The organism is Phytohabitans aurantiacus (assembly GCF_027923225.1).
Lineage (GTDB): Bacteria > Actinomycetota > Actinomycetes > Mycobacteriales > Micromonosporaceae > Phytohabitans > Phytohabitans aurantiacus.
The window spans coordinates 397017-416967 of record NZ_BSDI01000001.1 but is presented as its reverse complement, the minus strand read 5'-3'; the positions used below and the strand labels follow the sequence as shown (position 1 = coordinate 416967).

At 69.2% G+C, this 19951-nt stretch carries 19 protein-coding genes; all 19 read right to left on the bottom strand.

Annotated elements, in window-relative coordinates:
* Positions 1 to 6 precede the first annotated feature (6 nt).
* Positions 7 to 774, bottom strand: coding sequence for a glycerophosphodiester phosphodiesterase (locus tag QMG73_RS02105; protein ID WP_281892015.1), 768 nt, complete (start codon positions 772 to 774; stop codon positions 7 to 9).
* Complete coding sequence (locus QMG73_RS02100; protein WP_281892014.1) at positions 775 to 1110, bottom strand: rhodanese-like domain-containing protein; 336 nt, start codon at positions 1108 to 1110, stop codon at positions 775 to 777.
* Positions 1111 to 1125: 15 nt separating this feature from the next.
* Positions 1126 to 2106, bottom strand: coding sequence for an LCP family protein (locus QMG73_RS02095; protein WP_281892013.1), 981 nt, complete (start codon positions 2104 to 2106; stop codon positions 1126 to 1128).
* A 10-nt stretch (positions 2107 to 2116) separates the two neighbouring features.
* Positions 2117 to 3304, bottom strand: coding sequence for an LCP family protein (locus QMG73_RS02090; RefSeq protein WP_281892011.1), 1188 nt, complete (start codon positions 3302 to 3304; stop codon positions 2117 to 2119).
* 129 nt (positions 3305 to 3433) lie between these two features.
* Positions 3434 to 4606 carry an LCP family protein gene (locus QMG73_RS02085; protein ID WP_281892009.1) on the bottom strand — a complete coding sequence of 391 codons (1173 nt, stop codon included), beginning with the start codon at positions 4604 to 4606 and terminating at the stop codon, positions 3434 to 3436.
* 96 nt (positions 4607 to 4702) lie between these two features.
* On the bottom strand, positions 4703 to 5947 hold the full coding sequence (locus QMG73_RS02080) for an LCP family protein (protein WP_281892007.1): 1245 nt from the start codon (positions 5945 to 5947) through the stop codon (positions 4703 to 4705).
* A gap of 74 nt (positions 5948 to 6021) precedes the next feature.
* Positions 6022 to 7002 carry a UDP-glucuronic acid decarboxylase family protein gene (locus QMG73_RS02075; protein WP_281892006.1) on the bottom strand — a complete coding sequence of 327 codons (981 nt, stop codon included), beginning with the start codon at positions 7000 to 7002 and terminating at the stop codon, positions 6022 to 6024.
* A 121-nt stretch (positions 7003 to 7123) separates the two neighbouring features.
* Positions 7124 to 8797, bottom strand: coding sequence for a solute symporter family protein (locus tag QMG73_RS02070; protein ID WP_281892005.1), 1674 nt, complete (start codon positions 8795 to 8797; stop codon positions 7124 to 7126).
* A complete protein-coding gene (locus QMG73_RS02065) occupies positions 8794 to 9141 on the bottom strand; it encodes a DUF485 domain-containing protein (protein ID WP_281892004.1) in 348 nt (115 codons plus the stop codon). Before QMG73_RS02065 ends, QMG73_RS02070 begins: the two co-directional genes overlap by 4 nt.
* A gap of 177 nt (positions 9142 to 9318) precedes the next feature.
* Positions 9319 to 9879 carry a flavin reductase family protein gene (locus QMG73_RS02060; protein WP_407676726.1) on the bottom strand — a complete coding sequence of 187 codons (561 nt, stop codon included), beginning with the start codon at positions 9877 to 9879 and terminating at the stop codon, positions 9319 to 9321.
* Positions 9880 to 9885: 6 nt separating this feature from the next.
* Positions 9886 to 11484 (bottom strand): ABC transporter permease, encoded by a 1599-nt coding sequence (locus tag QMG73_RS02055; RefSeq protein ID WP_281892212.1) that lies wholly within the window; start codon positions 11482 to 11484, stop codon positions 9886 to 9888.
* Positions 11484 to 12233, bottom strand: a complete 750-nt coding sequence (locus tag QMG73_RS02050; RefSeq protein WP_281892003.1) for an ABC transporter ATP-binding protein — start codon at positions 12231 to 12233, stop codon at positions 11484 to 11486. The genes QMG73_RS02055 and QMG73_RS02050 overlap by 1 nt, the downstream gene beginning before the upstream one ends.
* 209 nt (positions 12234 to 12442) lie before the next feature.
* Positions 12443 to 13060, bottom strand: a complete 618-nt coding sequence (locus QMG73_RS02045; protein ID WP_281892001.1) for a DUF433 domain-containing protein — start codon at positions 13058 to 13060, stop codon at positions 12443 to 12445.
* A gap of 45 nt (positions 13061 to 13105) precedes the next feature.
* A complete protein-coding gene (locus QMG73_RS02040) occupies positions 13106 to 14773 on the bottom strand; it encodes a sodium/solute symporter (RefSeq protein ID WP_281892000.1) in 1668 nt (555 codons plus the stop codon).
* Complete coding sequence (locus QMG73_RS02035; protein WP_281891999.1) at positions 14773 to 15168, bottom strand: hypothetical protein; 396 nt, start codon at positions 15166 to 15168, stop codon at positions 14773 to 14775. Before QMG73_RS02035 ends, QMG73_RS02040 begins: the two co-directional genes overlap by 1 nt.
* 98 nt (positions 15169 to 15266) lie before the next feature.
* Positions 15267 to 16022, bottom strand: a complete 756-nt coding sequence (locus QMG73_RS02030; RefSeq protein ID WP_281891998.1) for a LytR/AlgR family response regulator transcription factor — start codon at positions 16020 to 16022, stop codon at positions 15267 to 15269.
* Entirely contained in the window at positions 16019 to 17224 is a 1206-nt protein-coding gene (locus tag QMG73_RS02025; protein ID WP_407676725.1) for a sensor histidine kinase, read from the bottom strand. Before QMG73_RS02025 ends, QMG73_RS02030 begins: the two co-directional genes overlap by 4 nt.
* Positions 17225 to 17274: 50 nt before the next feature.
* Positions 17275 to 18780 (bottom strand): sugar transferase, encoded by a 1506-nt coding sequence (locus QMG73_RS02020; RefSeq protein WP_281892208.1) that lies wholly within the window; start codon positions 18778 to 18780, stop codon positions 17275 to 17277.
* Between the two features lie 286 nt (positions 18781 to 19066).
* The gene (locus QMG73_RS02015) at positions 19067 to 19927 is read right to left on the bottom strand and encodes an Fpg/Nei family DNA glycosylase (protein WP_281891997.1); all 861 of its coding nucleotides are present in this window, start codon (positions 19925 to 19927) and stop codon (positions 19067 to 19069) included.
* Positions 19928 to 19951: the final 24 nt, after the last annotated feature.

Sequence of the window (19951 nt, the reverse complement as noted above, 5' to 3'; positions counted from 1 at the left end):
AGGGTCCTACCTCCCCAGCTGGTCCAGCACGAACCGTGGCCGGTCCGTAATGATCCCGTCCACCCCATGACGCAGGGCGAGGTCCAGATCGTCCCTCTCGTTCACGGTCCAGGCGTAGACCGGGTGTCCGCCTTTCTGTAGCAGTGGTACGAGTTGCGGGCGGGCGCGGATCAGCCCGATGCCCGGTCCCGCGATCCGGGCACCGAAGGGCAGCTTGCGCAGCGGCAGGCGGGGCGGCAGCACCTGCAGTAGCAGGGCGGTCGGCAGATCGGGCATCAGCTCGCGGACGCGCCGGACGGACAGCGGGGAGAACGACATCACCGTGATGCCCACCTGGCCATCCGGCAGGTCGTGCTCGCGCAGCAGGGCGGCCAGCCGGCGCTCGACGTCTCCGCCGTACCTTGACGGGTGTTTTGTCTCGATCAGCACCTGGATGTCGCGTCCAGCCGCGCGCACGGCCGAGAGCAGCCGGTCGAGCGTCAGCAGCCGGGTGCGGTCCGGGTCGACCGGGTCATCCGTCTCGACACCGTGCCAGGACCCGAAGTCGAGCTGCTCCAGTTCGGCCAGCGTGTGCGCGCTGACCCGGCCACGGCCGTTGCTCGTGCGGTCGAGGCGCCGGTCGTGGACGCACACCAGGTGACCGTCGCGGGTCAGCCGGACGTCGCACTCCAAGCCGTCCGCACCCTCGTCGAGCGCGCGCAGGTACGCGGCGAGGGTGTGCTCAGGCAGCGCGGCCGAGGAGCCGCGATGGGCGAATACGAGGGGTGCCGCCACTTAAAGCACTCTTGCCGGCTGCCCGTCTTCGCTGACCAGCGCGCGGCCGGTCGCCGCCCAGTCCTGCATGCCGCCGTCGAGGTTGCTCACGTTGTCCCACCCGTTGCCGAGCAGGTACGCGACCACCTGGCCGGAGCGGCCGCCGGAGCGGCAGACCACGACAACGTCGCCCTCCGTGGGCACCTCGGCGATGCGCACGGGGATCTCCATCATTGGCATGTGCACAGCGCCTGGCGCGTGGCCAGCGGTCCACTCGTCGGGCTCGCGAACATCTAGCAGGAATGCCCCGGCGGGAATCTCGGCCGCGGTCACCGTGGGAATGTGAGGTCCGAACACGGGTCCTAAGCGTAGCTACAGTTTGTTCACCCAGCGGGGGTTCGCGGTCAGCCAGGTGGCAAGGTCCGCTCGCGCCAGCGCCGCGAAGAGGGCGTCCGCAGGCGGGTCCAGCAGCGCGTATGAGACGCCCCCAAGCATTTCCGAATGCGCGGGGACCTGGACCCCCACCAGGTCGTCGGCGCGGATTCCACGCAGTGCCAGGGCAAGGTCTGGCAGCTGTACGCCGTTGGTGTCGACGGTTAGCGATGATCCGACGGCGCGGAACAACTGGTCCAGCTTGACCGGGTTGGCAAGATCTCCAGCATCGGACATTTCGGCCAGGATCGCCTTGAGGATCTGCTGGTGGTGGCGTTGCCGGTCGAAGTCTCCGTTCGGCAGGTCGTAGCGCTGCCGCGCGTAGTCCAGCGCCTGCGCGCCGCTCATCTCGTGGCAGCCGGCGGTGAAGACGTGACCGGTGTGTATCGAGCGGGTCTCGGTGTCGACGCAGATCGTCACGCCGCCGAGGAGGTCGATCACGCGCCGGAACCCGCTGAAGTCGATGATCGCGGCGCCGTCGAAGCGGACGCCGGTCAGCTGGGTGAGGGCCGCCGAGACCAACCCCACCCGCCCGTACTGGTACGCCGCATTGATCTTGTCGGTGCCGCCGCCGTAGCCGCTGGCCGCGTCGGCTGGTATCGGCACCCGCAGGTCACGCGGCACCGAGATGAGGTACGCGTGCCCCAGCCCCGCCGGGATGTGCGCGAGCACGATGGTGTCGGCGCGCTGACCGCCGGCCGGATTCGAGACCCGCAGGTCAGAGCCGATGATCAGGTAGTTGAGCGGACCCTCGACGGTGGTGCTGGTGCGCTGCCTCGCCGTGGCGTCGAGCAGGCGCTGCTGGTCGACGGCGCGCTCGTATCGCCAGACCAGTACCCGCAGGCCGACCGCGCCTAGACCGGCTGCCAGCAGTAGCACCAGGCCGGCGCCGAGAAAGATCTTCGCCCATCTCGGTGCCACATGGCCGAGCTTATTTCTCTTTAGCGAGGGTTGTCGGATTCTCCAGGATGAACTGGCCGAGCTTGTCGTTCTTGACCGCCTGGAACATGTCCTGGCTGAGCGGGTTGAGCACCTCGCGACCCTCGTTGTTGCCGCTGAACGTGCCGTTGTTGGTGCGCAGCAGCACGAGGTCGTTGGCGGCCACGCCGCGCATCGTGAAGAGGAAGTCGGCGGTGTTGGCGCTGCCGGTGTCGAGCACGAACGCCTTGCCAGCGGCCTTGATCAGCCCGTTGAGCTTGAGCGGGTTGTTCATCCCGGTGTCGACGGCCTTCTTCGCCATGGCCTTGATGAGCTGCTGCTGGTGGCGCTGGCGGTCGTAGTCGCCGTTCTTGAGCCCGTATCGCTGGCGGGAGTAGTCGAGCGCCTCCCAGCCCTCCATGTTGCGGCAGCCGACCTTGTGGATGACCGGCTCCTTCTTGCCGCCCATCTTCTTCGCCTGGGCGTTCCACGTGGGCTTGCCGTCGACCATCGTCATGTGGTGCGACCTGACCTCCTGGTCGACGCACATCCGGATGGTGCCCAGCGCGTCGATGACGCCCTTGAAACCGTTGAAGTCGATGATCGCCGCGCCGTCGAAGCTGATGCCGGTCAGGTTCTTGATCGTCTGCGCCATCAGCTGGGCGCCGCCGGCCCAGCCGCCGCCGTTCTGGGCGCCGTGGAAGAACGCCTCGGTCGCCTTGGCCGTGCCGCCCGGGTACCCGTTCTTCTTGAACGACGGCACCTGCACCTGCGTGTCACGCGGGATCGAGATCAGGTATGCCTGGTCGTGGGTGGCCGGGATGTGCAGGATGATGATCGTGTCGGCCCGGGTGTCGTTGACATCCCACCGGGCGCGCGCGTCGACGCCGAGCAGGAGAAGGTCGATCGGACCGTCGAGGCTCTTGCCGCCCTCCGCGTCGGTCTTGCTGGCGGTGCCCAGCAGGTTGGTCGTCTCGATGTCGCCCGTCGCCTGGTTGAGCAGTGCCTTACTTCCCACGATCGCGCCACCGCTGACCATCATCAGCACCGCGCCGAACACGACCGTCAGCCGGGCCCACATGGGGTCCTTCCGGCGCTTGGTCTTCGTCGACTTGGTGTTGGTGCGGACTGGGGGCTTGACGGGGGAGGAGGCGGCGGGTCGCTCCAGCGACGCGGGGCGTCGGGGCGTCTGAACCGGCATCCTGCTCTCCAGGTCGGGGACAAGGGGGCTAGCCCACTTTACGGACACCTTCCCGACTCCGCGAGTTCCCCTGCGTTTCAGGTACGTGTCGTCGACTGGATGCACTACCGCAAATAGGGGCGTACTGGCTCACGTCTTTGCGATGAACTGCGGATTGCTGACAAGGAAATTCACGAGCGTGCCATCCCGTACCGCCGCGAGCATCGCCATCGAACGATCACTCAATTGCTCGAAGCTCTGCCCGTCGATCATCAACGGCTGCACCCGGCCGCCGTTGGTCTTGATCAGTACGAGGTCGTTCGCGGCGACCCGGCGGAGCGTGAAGACGAAGTCGGCCACCGGGATGCCCTGGGTGTCGAGTACGAACGCCTTGCCGGCCGCCTTGATCACATTGTTCAGCTTGACCGGGTTCGTGATCACGCCCTTGCTCGTCGCCTCCTTGGCGATCGCCTTGATGAGCTGCTGCTGGTGGCGCTGCCGGTCGTAGTCGCCGTTGGGCAGGCTCTTGCGGATGCGGGCGTAGTCGAGGGCGAGCTGAGCGGACATCCGGCGGCAGCCCACCTCGTGTACCAGCGCGTGGCCACCCGGTGGCAGGTCCTGGATGCCCGCACCCTCCTTGTACCAGAGCTTGAGGATCTTCCCGTTCTTGTCGACGCCCAGGTGGATCGACTCGGCCCGCTGGTCGACGCACATCTGGACGCCGCCGAGTTCCTTGACCACCGCCTCGAAACCGGAGAAGTCGATGATCGCGGCACCGTTGAACTTGATGCCCGTCGCCCGGTTGATCGTCCGGGCCAGCGAGTCGACCCCGCGGGCGCGCTTTTCCAGCTCGGTGCCCGCCCCCTGGTACCCCTTGCTGAACGCTCCGTTGATCTTGCCGACGCTCGCGCCCGCGCCGGTCTTCGCGTATGCGGGGATGTCCACTCGCCAGTCCCGGGGAAGCGACACCAGGTACGCCTGGTCGTGGGTGGCCGGGATGTGCAGTACGACGATCGTGTCCGCCAGGACGCTGGTCTCCGAACTGCCCGGCGGTCGGGCGTCGATGCCGACCAGCAGCATGTTGACCGGGCCGTCGATGTCGTTGCCGCCGGGCTGCTCGGCGGCGGAAGCGTCACCGCCGAGCAGGCTCGTCGTCTCGATGTTCGAGGTGGCGTTGCCGATGATCGCGTGGGCTCCGACGATCGCGGTGCCGCTCGTCATCATCAGTACCGCTCCGCCGATGACGGTCAGCCTGGCCCAGAGCGGATCACGCCGCTTGTTTCTGGCTGCCTTTCCAGGGCGCTGGCCGCGCTCCACCTGCATCCCGGGTCCGATCGCCGACGACAGAGTCCAGCGCGGAGGCTACGGTCGTACGGGATACGGATCATGAAGCCCAGGTGACGCACCGGCGAACCGGCGTCAGCTCCCCGCCTTCGGGGTGGGCGAGGCATTGGCTGTCACCCACTCCTTCATCGTGTCGTTGGCCATCGCCTCGTACATCGCCAGCGCCTTCTCCTTGTTGGACACGACCACCGACTCACCGTTGATCGTCTGGCTGCCGTTGTGCGGGCTGGTGATGAACTTGAGGTTCTCGCCCCGCAGGCTGCGGAACTGGACCGCCATGTCGACCAGCGAGAAGCCGTCGTCCACGGTCACCGCGTCGGTCACCGCCTGGAGGAACGAGTTCAGCTTCTTGGGGTTGGTCAGCGTGCCGGTGCTCGCAGCCTTGTCCATCAGCGCCTTCAGGAACTCCTGCTGGTGGCGCATCCGGGCGAAGTCACCGTCCGGGAACTGCTTGCGCTGGCGGATCCAGTCGAGCGCCTCGGCGCCGTCCATGTGGTTGACGCCCTTCTTGAACGTCCGGTACGGCTTGTGGATCGACTTGGTCGTGCGCTCGACGTTGAGGTCGACGCCACCGAGCGCGTCGGTGACCTCCTTGAACCCGCCGAAGTCGATCGCCATGACGTGATCGATGCGCACGTCCGTGAAGCACTCCACGGTGCGTACGGCCAGCGGCAGCCCACCGAACGCGAACGCCGCATTGATCTTGCCGCGCTGCCCGCCGCAGTCCGCCTTCGCGCTCTCCGGGATCGGCACGTAAAGATCACGAGGGATCGACACCAGGTACGCCTCGTCGTGGCTCGCCGGGATGTGCATCACGATGATCGTGTCGGCGCGCCACTGGCTGGACTTGTCGACCGGGGTGTCCGGGTCACGGGAGTCGCTGCCGACCATGAGAATGTTGAGCGAGCCGTCGACCGTCTTCGCCGGCCGGCCACCGGTGATCTCCGAAAACGGGTCGGTGCGGGCGATATCGTCGTCGAGGCCGTTGACGTACGCCCACAGCCCGCCCGCGCCGAGCAGGCCGAGCACCACCACGACCACGCCCGCCAGCAGGGCGATCCTGCCCCACTTCGGCCGCAGCCGCCCACGTCCACCGCCCGGGCCGACAGGTCCCCGCGGTCCGCCAGGCCCGTACGGTCCCACCGGCCCACGTCCGCCACCGGATACAGACCGTGAAGGCGACCCGAGCCGCCCGTAGTCGTCGGCGTCAGCACCCGGAATGCGGGCGCGGCCGGAGATACGTCCCGAGTTGGGGGAATTCGCACCCGGCACGGAGGCTCGTCCGGCGCTGCTGCCGTAGGGAGACCTGGTCGGTGACATGTAACTCAGGGTATGTCGGAAATCGGCGGACGCCTTTCAGCGCCGCCGCACTGGCACAAACAGGGGAGTGGAACCTAGTGGGCTAAGCGCTGGGTGAAGTGGGCGATCGTGCGGCTCAGGCCGTCTTCGACGCCGATCTCGGGCTCGAAGCCCAGCCGGGTACGTGCCAGCGTCAGGTCGGGCCGCCGCATCTCCGGGTCGTCGGCCGTACGCGGCAGGTAGGCGATCTCCGACGAGCTGCCGGTCAGGCGCACGATCAGCTCGGCCAGCTCGCGCATCGAGAACTCGTGCTCGGTGCCGCAGTTGATCGGTCCGGTCTCCCCGGAGTCGAGCAGCAGCAGGATGCCGCGTACCAGGTCGTCGACGTAGCAGACCGAACGCGTCTGGGTGCCGGTGCCGTGCAGCGTGATCGGCTCACCCCGCAGCGCCTGGGTGATGAACGTCGGCACCGCGCGCCCGTCGTCGGGTCGCATCCGTGGCCCGTACGTGTTGAAGATCCGCACGATCGCGACATCGACGCCGTGGTGGCGGTGGTACGCCATCGTGGCCGCCTCGGCGAACCGCTTGGACTCGTCGTACACGCTGCGGATGCCGATGGGGTTGACGTTGCCCCAGTACGTCTCGGGCTGGGGGTGCACCTGCGGGTCGCCGTACGCCTCGGAGGTGGACGCCAGCAGGAACCGGGCACCGTCGGCGACCGCCCGGTCGAGCAGGTGCATCGTGGCGACCGAACCGACCCGGAGGATCTCGATCGGCAGGGTGGCGAAGTCTTTGGGGCTCGCCGGCGACGCCATGTGCATGATCGCGTCGAAGCGCTCGGTGATCGCCGGGTGGTGGTGGGGCAGCCCGTCGGAGACGTCGGCCTCGACCAGCGCGAACCGCGGGTGGTCCTGGAGGTGGCTCACGTTGTCTTTGGAGCCGGTGACGAAGTTGTCGACGGCCACGACCGTGCAACCGCGTGCGAGCAGGGCGTCGACCAGGTGCGATGGCACGAACCCCGCGCCTCCGGTGACGAGAACGCGGTGACCTGCTCCAAAACGCGGCGCTATGACCATGAGGCAAGCCTACCGATCTCCCGGCCAGCCGGATTGGTGCCCTGTCACGTACCCGGTCCGGAACGGGACGAACCCGTGCGGCCAGCCACAACCGCACGGGTCCGTCGTTCATACCGTCTGGTCAGTGCGCTCCCGCGCCAGTGAGGGAACGGACCTCCAGCTCGGCGTATTTCTGCTCGTCACTCTCCTTGGAGAGCAACGTGCCGATCCAGCCACAGAGGAAGCCGAACGGGATGGAGATGATGCCCGGGTTGGACAGCGGGAACCACTGCCAGTCCGAGTTCTTGAACATCGACGTCGGCGCCCCGGACACGACCGGCGAGAAGAAGACCAGTACCACGGCTGCCAGGAGACCGCCGTAGATGGCCCAGACCGCGCCGGACGTGTTGAACCGCTTCCAGAAGAGGCTGTACAGGATGGCCGGCAGGTTGCCGGACGCCGCGACCGCGAAGGCGAGCGCGACCAGGAACGCCACGTTGAGTTTCTGCGCGAAGAGCGCCAGTACGATCGACACCGCGCCGATCGCGAACGCCGCGATCCGGGCGACCTTGACCTCCTGGCCCTCCGACGTCTGGCCTTTCTTGATCACGTTGGCGTAGAAGTCGTGCGCGATGCTCGACGACGACGCCAGCGTGAGCCCGGCGACCACGGCGAGGATCGTCGCGAAGGCGACCGCCGCGATGACCGCCAGCATCACCGCCCCACCGGTGTCGCCACCGAGGAAGTCGATGCCGAGCGCCTCGGCGAGCTGCGGCGCGGCCGTGTTGCCGGCCGCGTCCTGTGCCCGGATCGCCTCGCCGCCGACCAGCGCCGCCGCGCCGAAGCCGAGCGCCAGGGTGAAGAGGTAGAAGGTGCCGATGATGCCGATCGCCCAGAGCACGCTCTTGCGGGCCGCGCGGGCGGTGGGGACGGTGTAGAAGCGGATCAGGATGTGCGGCAGGCCGGCCGTGCCGAGTACCAGGGCGATGCCGAGCGAGAGCAGGTCCATCTTGTTGTAGAAGGTCTGCTTCGCGTTGCCGGCCACCTCGACGCCGTACCGCAGGCCCGGCTCCAGGAACGCCTCGCCCTTGCCGGACTGGTCAGCGGCGGCGCCGAGCAGCGACGACAGGTTGAAGTTGAACTTGGCCAGTACCAGCACGGTCATGATCGCCGCGCCGCTCATCAGCAGGAACGCCTTGACGATCTGGACGTACGTGGTGCCCTTCATGCCGCCGACCGTCACGTACACGATCATCAGGGCGCCGACCAGGATGATCGTGGCGATCTTCGCGGCGTCGGCGTCCATGCCCAGGAAGGTGGTGCCGGGCCGGATGCCGAGCAGCAGCGCGACCAGCGCGCCCGCGCCGACCATCTGAGCGATCAGGTAGAAGATCGACACCGTCACCGTGGAGACGGAGGCGGCGGTGCGCACCGGACGCTGCCGCATCCGGAAGGCCAGCACGTCAGCCATCGTGTACTTGCCCGAGTTGCGGAGCAGTTCGGCGACCAGGAGCAGGGCCACCAGCCAGGCCACCAGGAAGCCGATCGAGTACAGGAAGCCGTCGTACCCGTACAGCGCGATGAGGCCGGCGATGCCGAGGAACGACGCGGCGGACATGTAGTCGCCGCCGATCGCCATGCCGTTCTGGAAGCCGGAGAATGCGCGGCCACCGGCGTAGAAGTCGGTGGCCGTCTTGGTCTGGCGGCTGGCCCACACCGTGATGGCGAGCGTGACCGCCACGAAGACGAGGAACAGGACGATGGTGATGTTCCGTGCGGTGGTGTCACCGGCCTCGGCGGCAAGAATCGCGCTCATTCCTTGTCCCCGTTCTCGAGCTCGCCGCGGATCTTGTCAGCGGTCGGGTCGATCTTGGCGCCGGCGAACCGGGAGTAGTACCAGGCGATCAGGAACGTCGACACGAACTGCAGCAGGCCGAAGACCAGCGCCACGTTGATGTGGCCGACCACCTTGGTGTCCATGAAGCCGCGTGCGTACGCGGACAGGATCACGTAGAGCGCGTACCAGAGAAAGAAGGCCGCGGTCATCGGGAAGACGAAGCCGCGCAAGGCCTTGCGCAGCCCGGCAAACTCGTCCGACCGCTGGACCTCGACGTACCGCTCCGGGCTCGTGGAGGCCGGGGCGGGTGCATCGGTCGTCATGCGGGTTCACCACCTTCACGGGGCGTGGGTGTTCATGTTCAGAGGGTTTCGGCCCGCACCGTAAGAATCCCGTGAGGTGGCCTGGGTGATGGTGGTCGTCGATTGCGCCGAACGGTTACCTGGCTGCGCCGAGTGACGTGGATCACGCCGCTCACCGGTGCGACAGTTCGACGAATGTCAATGGTTGAGCTGCCGGTACCGGCCCCGGAAATGCACCAGCGGATCGTCGTCCGCGCCCAGTTCCACGGCCTCGACGGTGGCCTCGATCAGCAGGCCCCAGCCCAGCTCACGGGCGTCGTCGAGGCGGCAGCCCACCCAGGTCGCGACGTCCGCCGGCACCGGGCCGTAGGGCGTGTCGCGGAAGTCGTACCCCTTGAAGAGCCCGCCCGGCGCGGGCATCAGGCCCGCGAAGCGATCGGCGAGCTGGCGGTGGGCGCTCGCCAGTGGCGCGACCGCGAAGCGGCCCGCGTCGCGCGCGGCCGTCCACAGGTCTGACTCGTCGTCGACGACGCCGAGCAGGCGTGCTGGATCGCCGTCCACGACGAGCGTCGTGGACACCGTGAGGCCCGCGGGCCCGGGTGCCGTCCACAGGGTCACGGCCGACGCGAGTCGCCCACGCAGCCTCCGCGCGGGCGATCGCGCTTCATCGGGTACCGCGAAAGGGTCGGTGCCGTGGATCTTGGCGCCCGGCTCAGGCGGATGATTCACGTGGTCCATCGGATGATCCACGTGAAACATTGTGCGTCACCGGCGGGGCGTAACCGACGCCAACAGCTCGGGCATCCGGCGATCGAGCAGGTCACCGGCCAGGTAGACGCCGAGCGCGGTGGCGCCGAGCCCGTACCCGGCGCCGATCGGCCCGGCCAGCCACAGCCAGGCCGGCGCGTCGCCGAGCAGGGCGGCGGCCACCAGCATCGGCACCGCCGCGGCCGCCGAGCCGAGCATCGACACGAGGCTGAGCAGGCTCCTCACGACGCCGGCGCCGGTGTTGATCGTGAACGGGTTGGACGTCTCGGGCAGGGCGTAGGCGGCGAGGATCGACACGAACAGGTTGGCGGCCAGCCCAGCGCCGTACGCCGCGGCCAGCGTGCCGAGCAGCAGGCCCACCCAGGTCGGCTCGCCCAGCAGCAGGCTCATCGCCACCGCGACGATCACCAGCAGCGGGCCGGCGTACACGGTGAACGCCGCCACCCGCGCCCGCAGCTCGAGTCGCCCCGGCACCCCGGCGACCACGTTCGCCCCGTACGCCGTCCCGTCATACCCGAACTGGTTGGCCAGCGTGACCGCCGCGAGCGTCCCCACGAAGATCATCGAGATGCTCACCGTGCCTGGCGAGCGCGCGTTGCCAGCAATGTTGATCATCACCGGCAGGAACACGCCGACCACCAGTACCGTGATCAGCCCCGCCCGCCGCCGCACGTCCCGCCACCAGTACCGGGTCTCCCGTGCCACCAGCGCGGCGTAGCGGTTCCTCGCCATCCACCGCATCCCGCGCGGGACGAGCTGGTCGACGGCGCCACCGCGCGCCGCCTTCCTCGGCCCCGCCGCGGTCGGCGTCCCGCCGACCATCGCCGACTCCAGCGACCACGACCACCACCACAGCAGCGCCGCGGTCGCCGCCAGCGTGATCGCAAGCTTCAGCGGTACCGCCCAGCCGCGCCCCGCCGCCAGGTCGAAGCCGAGCGTGTACGCGGCGGCGAGCGGTGTCCAGCCGACCACCCGAGCCGGCCCGACCAGCCGGTCCCAGTCAGCGGTCTCCGCCGCCGTGATCAGCCCGATCTGGAGCGGACCGAGCAGTGCGGCGAGGACCGCGAGCGCGATCGCCGCCAGGTCGCGCATCCGGCGGGACCGCAGCATCGTCGCGAACGCACTGGTCAACGCGCGGCTCGCCGCGACGCACAGAAGCAAGCCGGCCGCGACGCCCACCGCCTGCGTGACCGCCGCGGTCCACCCGCCGAGCGCGCCCGCCGACAGCACCAGCCCCGCGGTCGACGCGAGCGTGGCCAGCGCCGGTATCCCCAGCAGCGCGGCCGCGAGCATCCCGGCGACGAGCGTGCGGCGGCGCAGCGGTAGCAGGGCGAAACGGGCCGGGTCGAGTGTCTCGTCGACGCCGAAGAAGACGAGCGGAAACAGTACCCAGCCGAGCGTGAGCGCCCCGCCGCCGAACCCGGCCGCCAGCAGAGCCGCCTTCTCGCTACCCGCCAAGCCGGGCACCGCGAAGAGCAGGAAGCCGCCCGCCGCCCACCAGAGCCCGAAGAAGACGCCCATCATGAAGAGCGCGACCCGCCACGGCTGGCCGCGGAAGTTGTTGGCTGTCATCCGGAGCTTCAGCCGGACGAACATCACAACCACGCGAGTTCCTCGCCCGTCGCCGTACGCCCACCGACCACCTCGACGAACACGTCCTCGAGAGACCGGCCGCCGCGTACCTCGTCGAGCGTGCCCACCCGCTTGATCGCCCCGTCGGCGAGGATCGCGACGTGGCTGCACAGCCGCTCGACCACCTCCATCACGTGGCTGGAGAAGATCACCGTGCCGCCGCCGGCCACGTAACGCTGAAGGATGTCGCGGATCAGCGCCGCCGAAACCGGATCGACCGCCTCGAACGGTTCGTCCAGTACCAGCAGCCGCGGCGCGTGCAGCAGCGCGCACGCCAAACCGATCTTCTTCTTCATACCGGCCGAGTAGTCGACCACGAGGGTGCGGCCGGCGCTGGCCAGCGCGAGCACGTCGAGCAGTTCCCGGGCGCGCTGGTCGATCACCGCGGGGTCCATGCCCCGCAGCAGCCCGTGGTAGGCCAGCAACTCGGCACCGGTCAGCCGGTCGAAGAGGCGTACCCCGTCGGGCAGCACCCCGAGCAGCGCCTTGGCCTCGCTGGGATCGGACCAGACGTCGTGGCCCAGCACCCACACCCGGCCGGCGTCCGGCCGCAGCAGCCCGACCGCCATCGACAGCGTGGTCGTCTTACCCGCGCCGTTCGGGCCAAGCAGCCCGTAAAACGATCCCGCCGGCACGTCCAGATCGATCCCAGCGACCGCCACGACCGTCTCGAACCGCTTGACCAACCCCCGAGCCGCAAGCGCACTCTCCACCCCTCGACCGTAGAGGGCTATGTGCCCTCACGCTGGCGTGGTGCCCGGCGCCGCTGTGCGGTGTTGCGGCCCGGCCAGTAGAGCGGCGGATCCTTTTCCGGGTCAGTGATTTGCTGCACGTGGTCGATCCGGTGACGAGGAAGAAGAGCGCGAAGCGGCCCAAGAGCGTGCTCGGGCACCTGCTCGTCCAGCAGTATGTTCATGAGTTTCTAGGCGGCTTGGCCGTACGCGCGAACGTATTCGTCAAACGCGACCGCGCCCGTCACGCCGATCGCGTCGACGGACGGGTAGAGACCTCGGATCGCATCGGCGTCGAACCCATCGGCGACTAGAGAGGCGACCGTGTCGTAAGGCACTCGAGTGTTCTCGGCCACCGGATATCCACGCAGGACGCCCGGATTTATCGAGACACCGGGCTTGGGCCGTGCCAGCGGCACGACCGTCGCACCAGCCCAGCCGATGAACTCACCCAGCACGTCGCGCATGGTGACGAGCATGTGCTGGCCGGGCCGCTTCAGGATATCGATCGGCTGGTCACCGATCCAAACGATCGTGTCGTTGTCGGCCACCAGCCGATAGCTGGACAGATGTTGGAAGTCGTCGAGATGCTTGAGATTGGTGATCGCTTTGCGGATCTTTTGCAGTGATATCTCGGTGCGCAGATTTGCGACAATGCGAACCGCAAGCAAATCGCGAAAACTGTAGCGCACTCGCCCGGATTTGGTGAGCTCCGGCACGAGAAGTGGATTTGGTTGACGTCGCCAATGCACGAGCTGTGCCGCCGTTACCCCGCCCAACGCGGCGGTCAGCCCAGTGGTGTACGCCATGATTCGAGAATACCCAAGCCCACACCCCTCCGCTGCCCCACAAATTCAGAGGCGGAGGCTTTCGGGGGCGTGTAGGCGGAGCATGGTGGTGCTGACGTCGGCGGGGGTGCGGCGGCGGGTGGCCATCGATACCGCGACCATCACGGCGAACGCGAGCGGCACCGTCCACGCGGCCGGCTGGGCGACGAGCGTCGCGGGCCAGCCCGACAACGGCGGCCCGACGACGGTGATCAGGACCGCGCCCACGGCCGCGCCGCCGCCCGCGAGCACGCCGGCGGCCGCGCCCGCGTCGGTGAGGCCGCGCCACCAGATGCCGAGCACGAGCAGCGGGCAGAAGCTCGACGCCGCGACCGCGAACGCGAGCCCGACGACCTGCGACACGTCGAGGCTGGCGACGTTGAGCGCCAAGGCGACCGGCACGATCCCGGCGACCATCGCGGCGACCCGGAAGTCGCGTACCGAGCCGCGCTGGCCCGGCCCGCGGTCGCTGGCGTGTGCGAGCACGTCGGTGGAGATGACGCCGGCGACGCTGGTGAGCAGCCCGGAACTGGATGACAGGAACGCCGCGAACGCGCCCGCGGCCACCAGCGCGGCGAGCAGTTGGCCGAGTACGCCGCTGCCCACGGCCTCGCCGGGCAGGAGCAGTACCACCGCGTCGGTGCGCCCGGTGAGCAGCAACTGTGGTGTGTAGACGCGGCCGAGCACGCCGTACAGCGTGGGTAACAGGTAGAAGAGGCCGACCAGTGCCAGTACGACAAGTGTCGTGCGGCGTGCGGCGCTGCCGTCGGGGTTGGTGTAGAAGCGCACGAGCACGTGCGGCAGCCCCATCGTGCCCAGGAAGGTAGCCAGGATCAGGCTGTACGTGGCGAACAGGCCGCGGTCGCCGCTCTCGTCGCCGGGAAGCAGCCAGTCGAGCCCGTTCGACGCGTCCACACTGGACACCTTGGGCACCTGGTCACCCGCGCTGAAGGACAGCTCCTCGCCCGGCGTGACTTCGCGGCTGGAGCCGTCGGGCAGTGTGAGGACCGCGCGGTCTTCGACCACGACGACGGTGTCGCGCGGGAAGGTGAGACCGTCGGCTGCGGCGACCTGCGGCCTGCCGTCGGCCTGCCAGTGCAGGATCAGGAACATCGCGGGCACGGCGAGGGCGGTGAGCTTTAGCCAGTACTGGAACGCCTGCACGAAGGTGATCGCCCGCATGCCGCCGAGGGCGACGTTGGCGGTGACCACGGCACCGACCAGCAGCGCACCCAGGAAGTACGGCGCGCCGGTGACCGTGCTCAACGTCAGGCCGGCGCCTTGGAGCTGTGGAACGAGGTACAGCCAGCCGATGAAGACCACGAACGCCGTGGCGAGCTTGCGCAGCCGGCGGGAGTGCAGCCGTACCTCGCAGAAGTCGGGCAGCGTGAACGCGCCGGACCGGCGAAGCGGGGCGGCCACGAAGAGCAGCAGCGCCAGGTAGCCCGCGGCGAAGCCCACCGGGTACCAGAGCACGTCGACGCCGTACTTGAGGATGAGCCCGGCGATGCCGAGAAAGGACGCGGCCGACAGATATTCACCGCCGATCGCGGCCGCGTTCCAGGTCGGGCTGACCGTGCGCGAGGCGACCAGGAAGTCGGAGGTCGTGCGGGCCAGCCGCAGTCCGTAGAAGCCGATCGCGACGGTTGCCAGCGTGACCGCGACGATGGCCGGTACCACGTACGGGTTGTCCATCAGCGCTCCGGCCGCCGGACCACGGCGATGAAGTCCTGCTCGTTGCGCTCGGCGAGGTAGACGTAGGTGAAGCCCACCGCGACCAGGAACGGGAACGCCGCCACGCCGAGCAGCAGCCACGGCAGGTTGACGCCGAGGAACTTGACCGAGCCGGTCGTGGGGGCGACGGCGAAGAGCAGCGGCAGCGCGCCCAGCCCGATCCCGACGACCACGGCGAGCCGCAGCGCGAGGGCCAGCTGCGCCCGCATGAGCCCGCGCAGGAGCGCGTCACCGACCCGGGTCTGCTCGGCGAGGTCGGCACGGGCCCGGTCGTGGTCGCCGCTTCGGCGCGCGACCTCGGCGAGCACGATGCGGGTGCGCTCGGGCGGCGTAGCTGGCGCCGTGGATTGCTCCATGCGGGGCAGTCTCGCCGAGGACAGCGCGATGTCAAGCACCTGTGGATAATCAGGGTGACCTGTGGAAAACCGCTCGCCTTTGACCTGGCGGAGATCTTCTAACGGTTCCAGTCTTGTTTGGCGGCGCGGACGAGCTTGTCTTTCAGCTCTCGCGTGTGGCGGCGCGACACGGGCAGTTCGGTGCCATCGACCACGACGACGTACCCGGAGTTGGCGAGCCGCAGCTCGGCGATCAGCCGCAACTGCACCAGGTACGACCGGTGGATGCGGACAAATCCGGCATCGGCCCAGCGCTCGGCAAGCGTCGCGAGCGGCACCCTCACCAGGTGGGAGCCGTCAGCGGTGTGCAGCCGTGCGTAGTCTCCCTGCGCTTCCACCCACCGCACCGCCGAGCGGGGCAGCATCCGGGTGGTGCCGGCCAGCTCGACCGGGATGGTCGGGTCTGACTCGGCGCGGGCGGCCGCGGCGGGATGGGTCGCCACCACGCGGGAGCTGACGACACGGCGCAGCGACTCGCCGATCCGCTCGGCCTGCACGGGCTTGCGCACGTAGTCGGTGACGCCCAGGTCGAACGCGTCGACGGCGGCGTCGTCGTAGGCGGTGACGAAGACGATCGCGGGGGGCCGGGCGAAGCGCCGCAGCACCCGGGCCAGCTCCATCCCGTCGAGACCGGGCATGCGGATGTCGAGGAAGACCACGTCGACGTCGGTGTCGCGGAGCACCCGGAGGGCATCGGTGGCATCGGAGGCGGTGTGCAACTTGCCCACGCGTGGGTCCGCGCGCAGCAGGTAGGCAAGCTCGTCGAGTGCCGGTGGCTCGTCATCCACCGCGAGCACACGCAGGAAAGCGGTCACAGGCGTGCCCTGACCGCCGGGTGGAACTTCGGCACCCGCATGCTCACCCTCGTACCCGCTCCCAGGCCCGTCTCAACTACCAGGCCGAACTGGTCGCCGAACACCGACCGTAACCGTTCGTCGACGTTGGACAGCCCCACGTGCTGGCCGGAGTCGTCTCCGTTGTCGGAGGCCGCGTCGCCGACACCCGCCACAAGCACGGCCGGATCCATCCCGACACCATCGTCTTCGACCGTGATGTGGCATTCCGCACCGGCGTCCCGGGCCTCGATGCTCACCATACCGACGCCCGGCTTCCGTGACAGTCCGTGCCGGACCGCGTTCTCCACGAGCGGCTGCAGGCACAGGAAGGGCAGCCCGACCGGCAGTACCTCCGGGGCGATCTGGAGTCGCACCTGGAGGCGGTCGCCGAACCGGGCCCGCTCGATTGTCAGGTACCGGTCGATGGACCGCAGCTCCTCGGCCAGCGTGGTGAACTCGCCGTGCGCCCGGAACGAGTACCGGGTGAACTCGGCGAACTCCAGGATCAGCTCGCGGGCGCGCTCCGGGTCGGTGCGGACGAACGACGCGATAGCGGACAGCGCGTTGTAGACGAAGTGCGGGCTGATCTGGGCCCGTAGTGCGCGTACCTCGGCGCGGGCGAGCTGCTCTCGCGAGGAGTCTAGCTCGGCCAGGGCGAGCTGCGCACCCGCCCACCGGGCGGTCTCCAGGGTCGCCTGTACGAGTCCCGGGGCCGGCTCGTCGTCCGCTATGGCCACGAGCGCGCCCGGCACGGTGCCGTCCGGACCGGTCAGCGGCGCCACCACGGCACCTCGGACCGGGCAGTCGACCCGGTCGCACGGCAGTTCGGCGCTGCCGAGCACGGTGGAGCGGTTCTGTGCGATGGCGCGGCGGGCGGCGGCCAGTACCTGGGCCGAGTGGTGGTTGCCGCGGCCATCGAGCGCCAGGATCTCGTCGGGGTCGGTGAGCGCGAGACCTTGCGCGCCCACCAGGCCCCGCAAGTGGCGGATCGCCTTCGCGGCGCTGGTGCGGCTCAGCCCCGTGCGCAGCGGGTCGGCGGCGAGGCCGGCGGTGTGCAGGACGTCATACGTCGCGCGCTGGGTGGCGGTGGCGATGCTGCGGCGGGCGCGCAGCCGGTACACCGCCCAGACCGCCGCGGTGAGCGCGGTGATGAGCGCGAGCACCGCGAGTGCCGTCCCCACGCCCAGATCATCGCACGTACCGGTAGCGCGGCCGGGCCCTCAGAGGAGGCTCAGTAAGCGCCCTTCCGGGCCAGCACGACACCGACCGTGCGCCACAGGATGCTCAGGTCATACGCCAGCGACCAGTTGTCCACGTAGTACAGGTCGAGCCGGACCGCCTCGTCCCAGGACAGGTCGGAGCGGCCGGACACCTGCCAGAGCCCCGTGATGCCGGGGCGGACCAGCAGCCGGCGCCGGACGTCGCCGAGGAAGTCGCCGTCGTCGGCGGGCAGCGGGCGCGGCCCGACCAGCGACATCTCGCCCCTGAGCACGTTGATCAGCTGGGGCAGCTCGTCGAGCGACGTGCCCCGCAGGAACCGGCCCACCGGGAAGACACGCGGGTCTTCCTTGATCTTGAAGAGCATGCCGTCGGACTCGTTCTGGTCGACGAGCGAGGCGAGCCGGTCTTCGGCGTCCACGTACATCGTCCGGAACTTCCACACCCGGAACGTGCGGCCCTCGTGGCCCACCCGCGGCTGCCGGAAGAACACCGGCCCCCGGTCGGAGAGCTTGATGGCGAGCGCGATCGCGGCGAACACCGGCGTCAGCAGCAGCAGGCCGAAGAACGCGAAGACCCGGTCCATGAGGTTCTTGGCCAGCCAGCCGAGGCCGGAGAGCGTCGGCTCTTCGACGTGCAGCAGCGGCAGGCCCTCGATGGGCCGGATGTGCACCCGCGGGCCGGCGATGTCGGTGAGCTGGGGCGCCACGACAAGATCGATGCCGGTGCCTTCGAGCTGCCAGGCGAGCCGGCGCAGCTCACCGGGCTCCGCGCTGGCCGAGCCGCACACGGCGATCGTGTCGGCGCCCACCTCGCGTACGAGGGACAGCACGTCGCGGCCCGCGTACACCGGCACCGGCGTCTCGATGCCGCGCGCCGCCGCGTATCCGTCGGTGATGTGGATGGCGACCGGGATCAGCCCGGCGGCCGGGCTGCGGGTGACGGCGGTGTGCACCTCGAGCGCCTCCGGCAGCGTGCCGATCAGCACCATCCGGTGTGCCGCCTGCCCGGCCCGCTTGCGCATGACGTGCAGCACGAACCGGGCGAGGTACCGCGCGAACAGGATCAGCAGCGTCGCGCCGACCAGCTCGGTGGCCACGGTGAGTCGGGAAAGGTCGGTCTTGGTGGCGAACGCCAGGAACGACACGCTCGCGGCGACCGTCACCGACGCCCGCGTCACGCGTTTGAACTCATCGGTGCCGAGACCGAGGTAGCGGCGGTCGTACGCGCCGTTGCCCCAGAGGATGGTGATCCAGCCGATCGGAAGGAGGAGGTACGCCACGGTGCGGAACCACGCCTGGTTGGCGTCCTGGAAGCCGGCCGTCGCCTGCTCGAAGAGCGAGATCGCGATCCAGCTCGCGAGCGCTGCCGCGCCGTAGTCGAGCAGCAACAGCACGACCGTGTACGGCCGGTGCCAGCGCGAAGCCCGGCGGCTGGCGCGAGTCCACGCGGACCGCGGCACGCCGTTGTGTGACGGCGGCGTCGGCGCCTGGATCTCGAAACTGTCGACGTGGCGCACGGTGCTGCTCCGGCTTGTGTTGGTTACCGGGCGCTGGAGGCTTGTCGTCACCTCACCTACGTCCTCCCGCTTTCCACGCGCCGCCCATCTGCCGTCAGGCTCTGGACTGACCACCGCATAAGTCTCCCACGGCCGCCTCGCCAGATCGGCGACGCAAGGGACAATACGCCCCGCATGGATCGAGCAGGATCGGCGACCGAGTCACTATACCGACGAATGGTGTGCGAGGAAGCTCTGTGACGCGACGGGTTCATGTGCCCGAAGACGAGAGTTCACCCGAGGTAACTCAGCGCACAAGTCGCGACAGCCGGCGGTCAGCAAGCGGCTTGCCACCGGTCTGGCAGGTGGGGCAGTACTGGAGGCTGGAGTCGGCGAACGACACCTCTCGGACGGTGTCGCCGCACACCGGGCACGGCAACCCGGTCCGGGCGTGTACGCGCAGACCCGAGCGCTTCTCGCCCTTCAACTCGGCGGCTCGCTGCCCGACCGAGCGGGTCACCGCGTCGGTCAGTACCTCCCGGGTGGCCGCGTAGAGCCGCTCCATCTGCTCCTCGGTCAGCCGGCTGGTGATCGCGAACGGTGACAGCTTGGCCACGTGGAGGATCTCGTCCGAGTACGCGTTGCCGACCCCGGCCAGCACCTCCTGATCGGTCAGCACGCCCTTGACCTGGCCCCGCCGGCTGCGCATGCGCTCGTCGAAGCCGGCCAGGTCGACCGCGAGCGCGTCCGGCCCGAGCCTCGACACGCCGGGCACCTGGACCGGATCCCTTACGAGGTAGGCGGCGAGGCTCTTCTGGGTACCCGCCTCGGTCAGGTCGAAGCCGGAGCCGTCGTCGAGCCGGAGGCGCAGCGCGATCGGGCCCTTGCCCGGCTTCAGCGGCGCCGTTCCGGGAAACGCGTCGCGGTAGTGCAGCCAGCCCGCCCGGGCCAGGTGCACGACGAGGTGCAGGTCGCCGCCCAGCACGACGTCGAGGAACTTGCCGTGCCGTCCGGCGCCGGTGACCTGCAGGCCGGCTGCGGCGGTCGGCGGTGGGTCGTACGTCTTCAGCGCGCTGATCGCGGAGATCTCCATGCGGTCGACACGCCGGCCAGCGGCCCGCTCGCGAAGGTACGCGGCGAGCGCCTCCACCTCGGGCAACTCGGGCACGCCGTTAACGGTAGCGTCGTACAC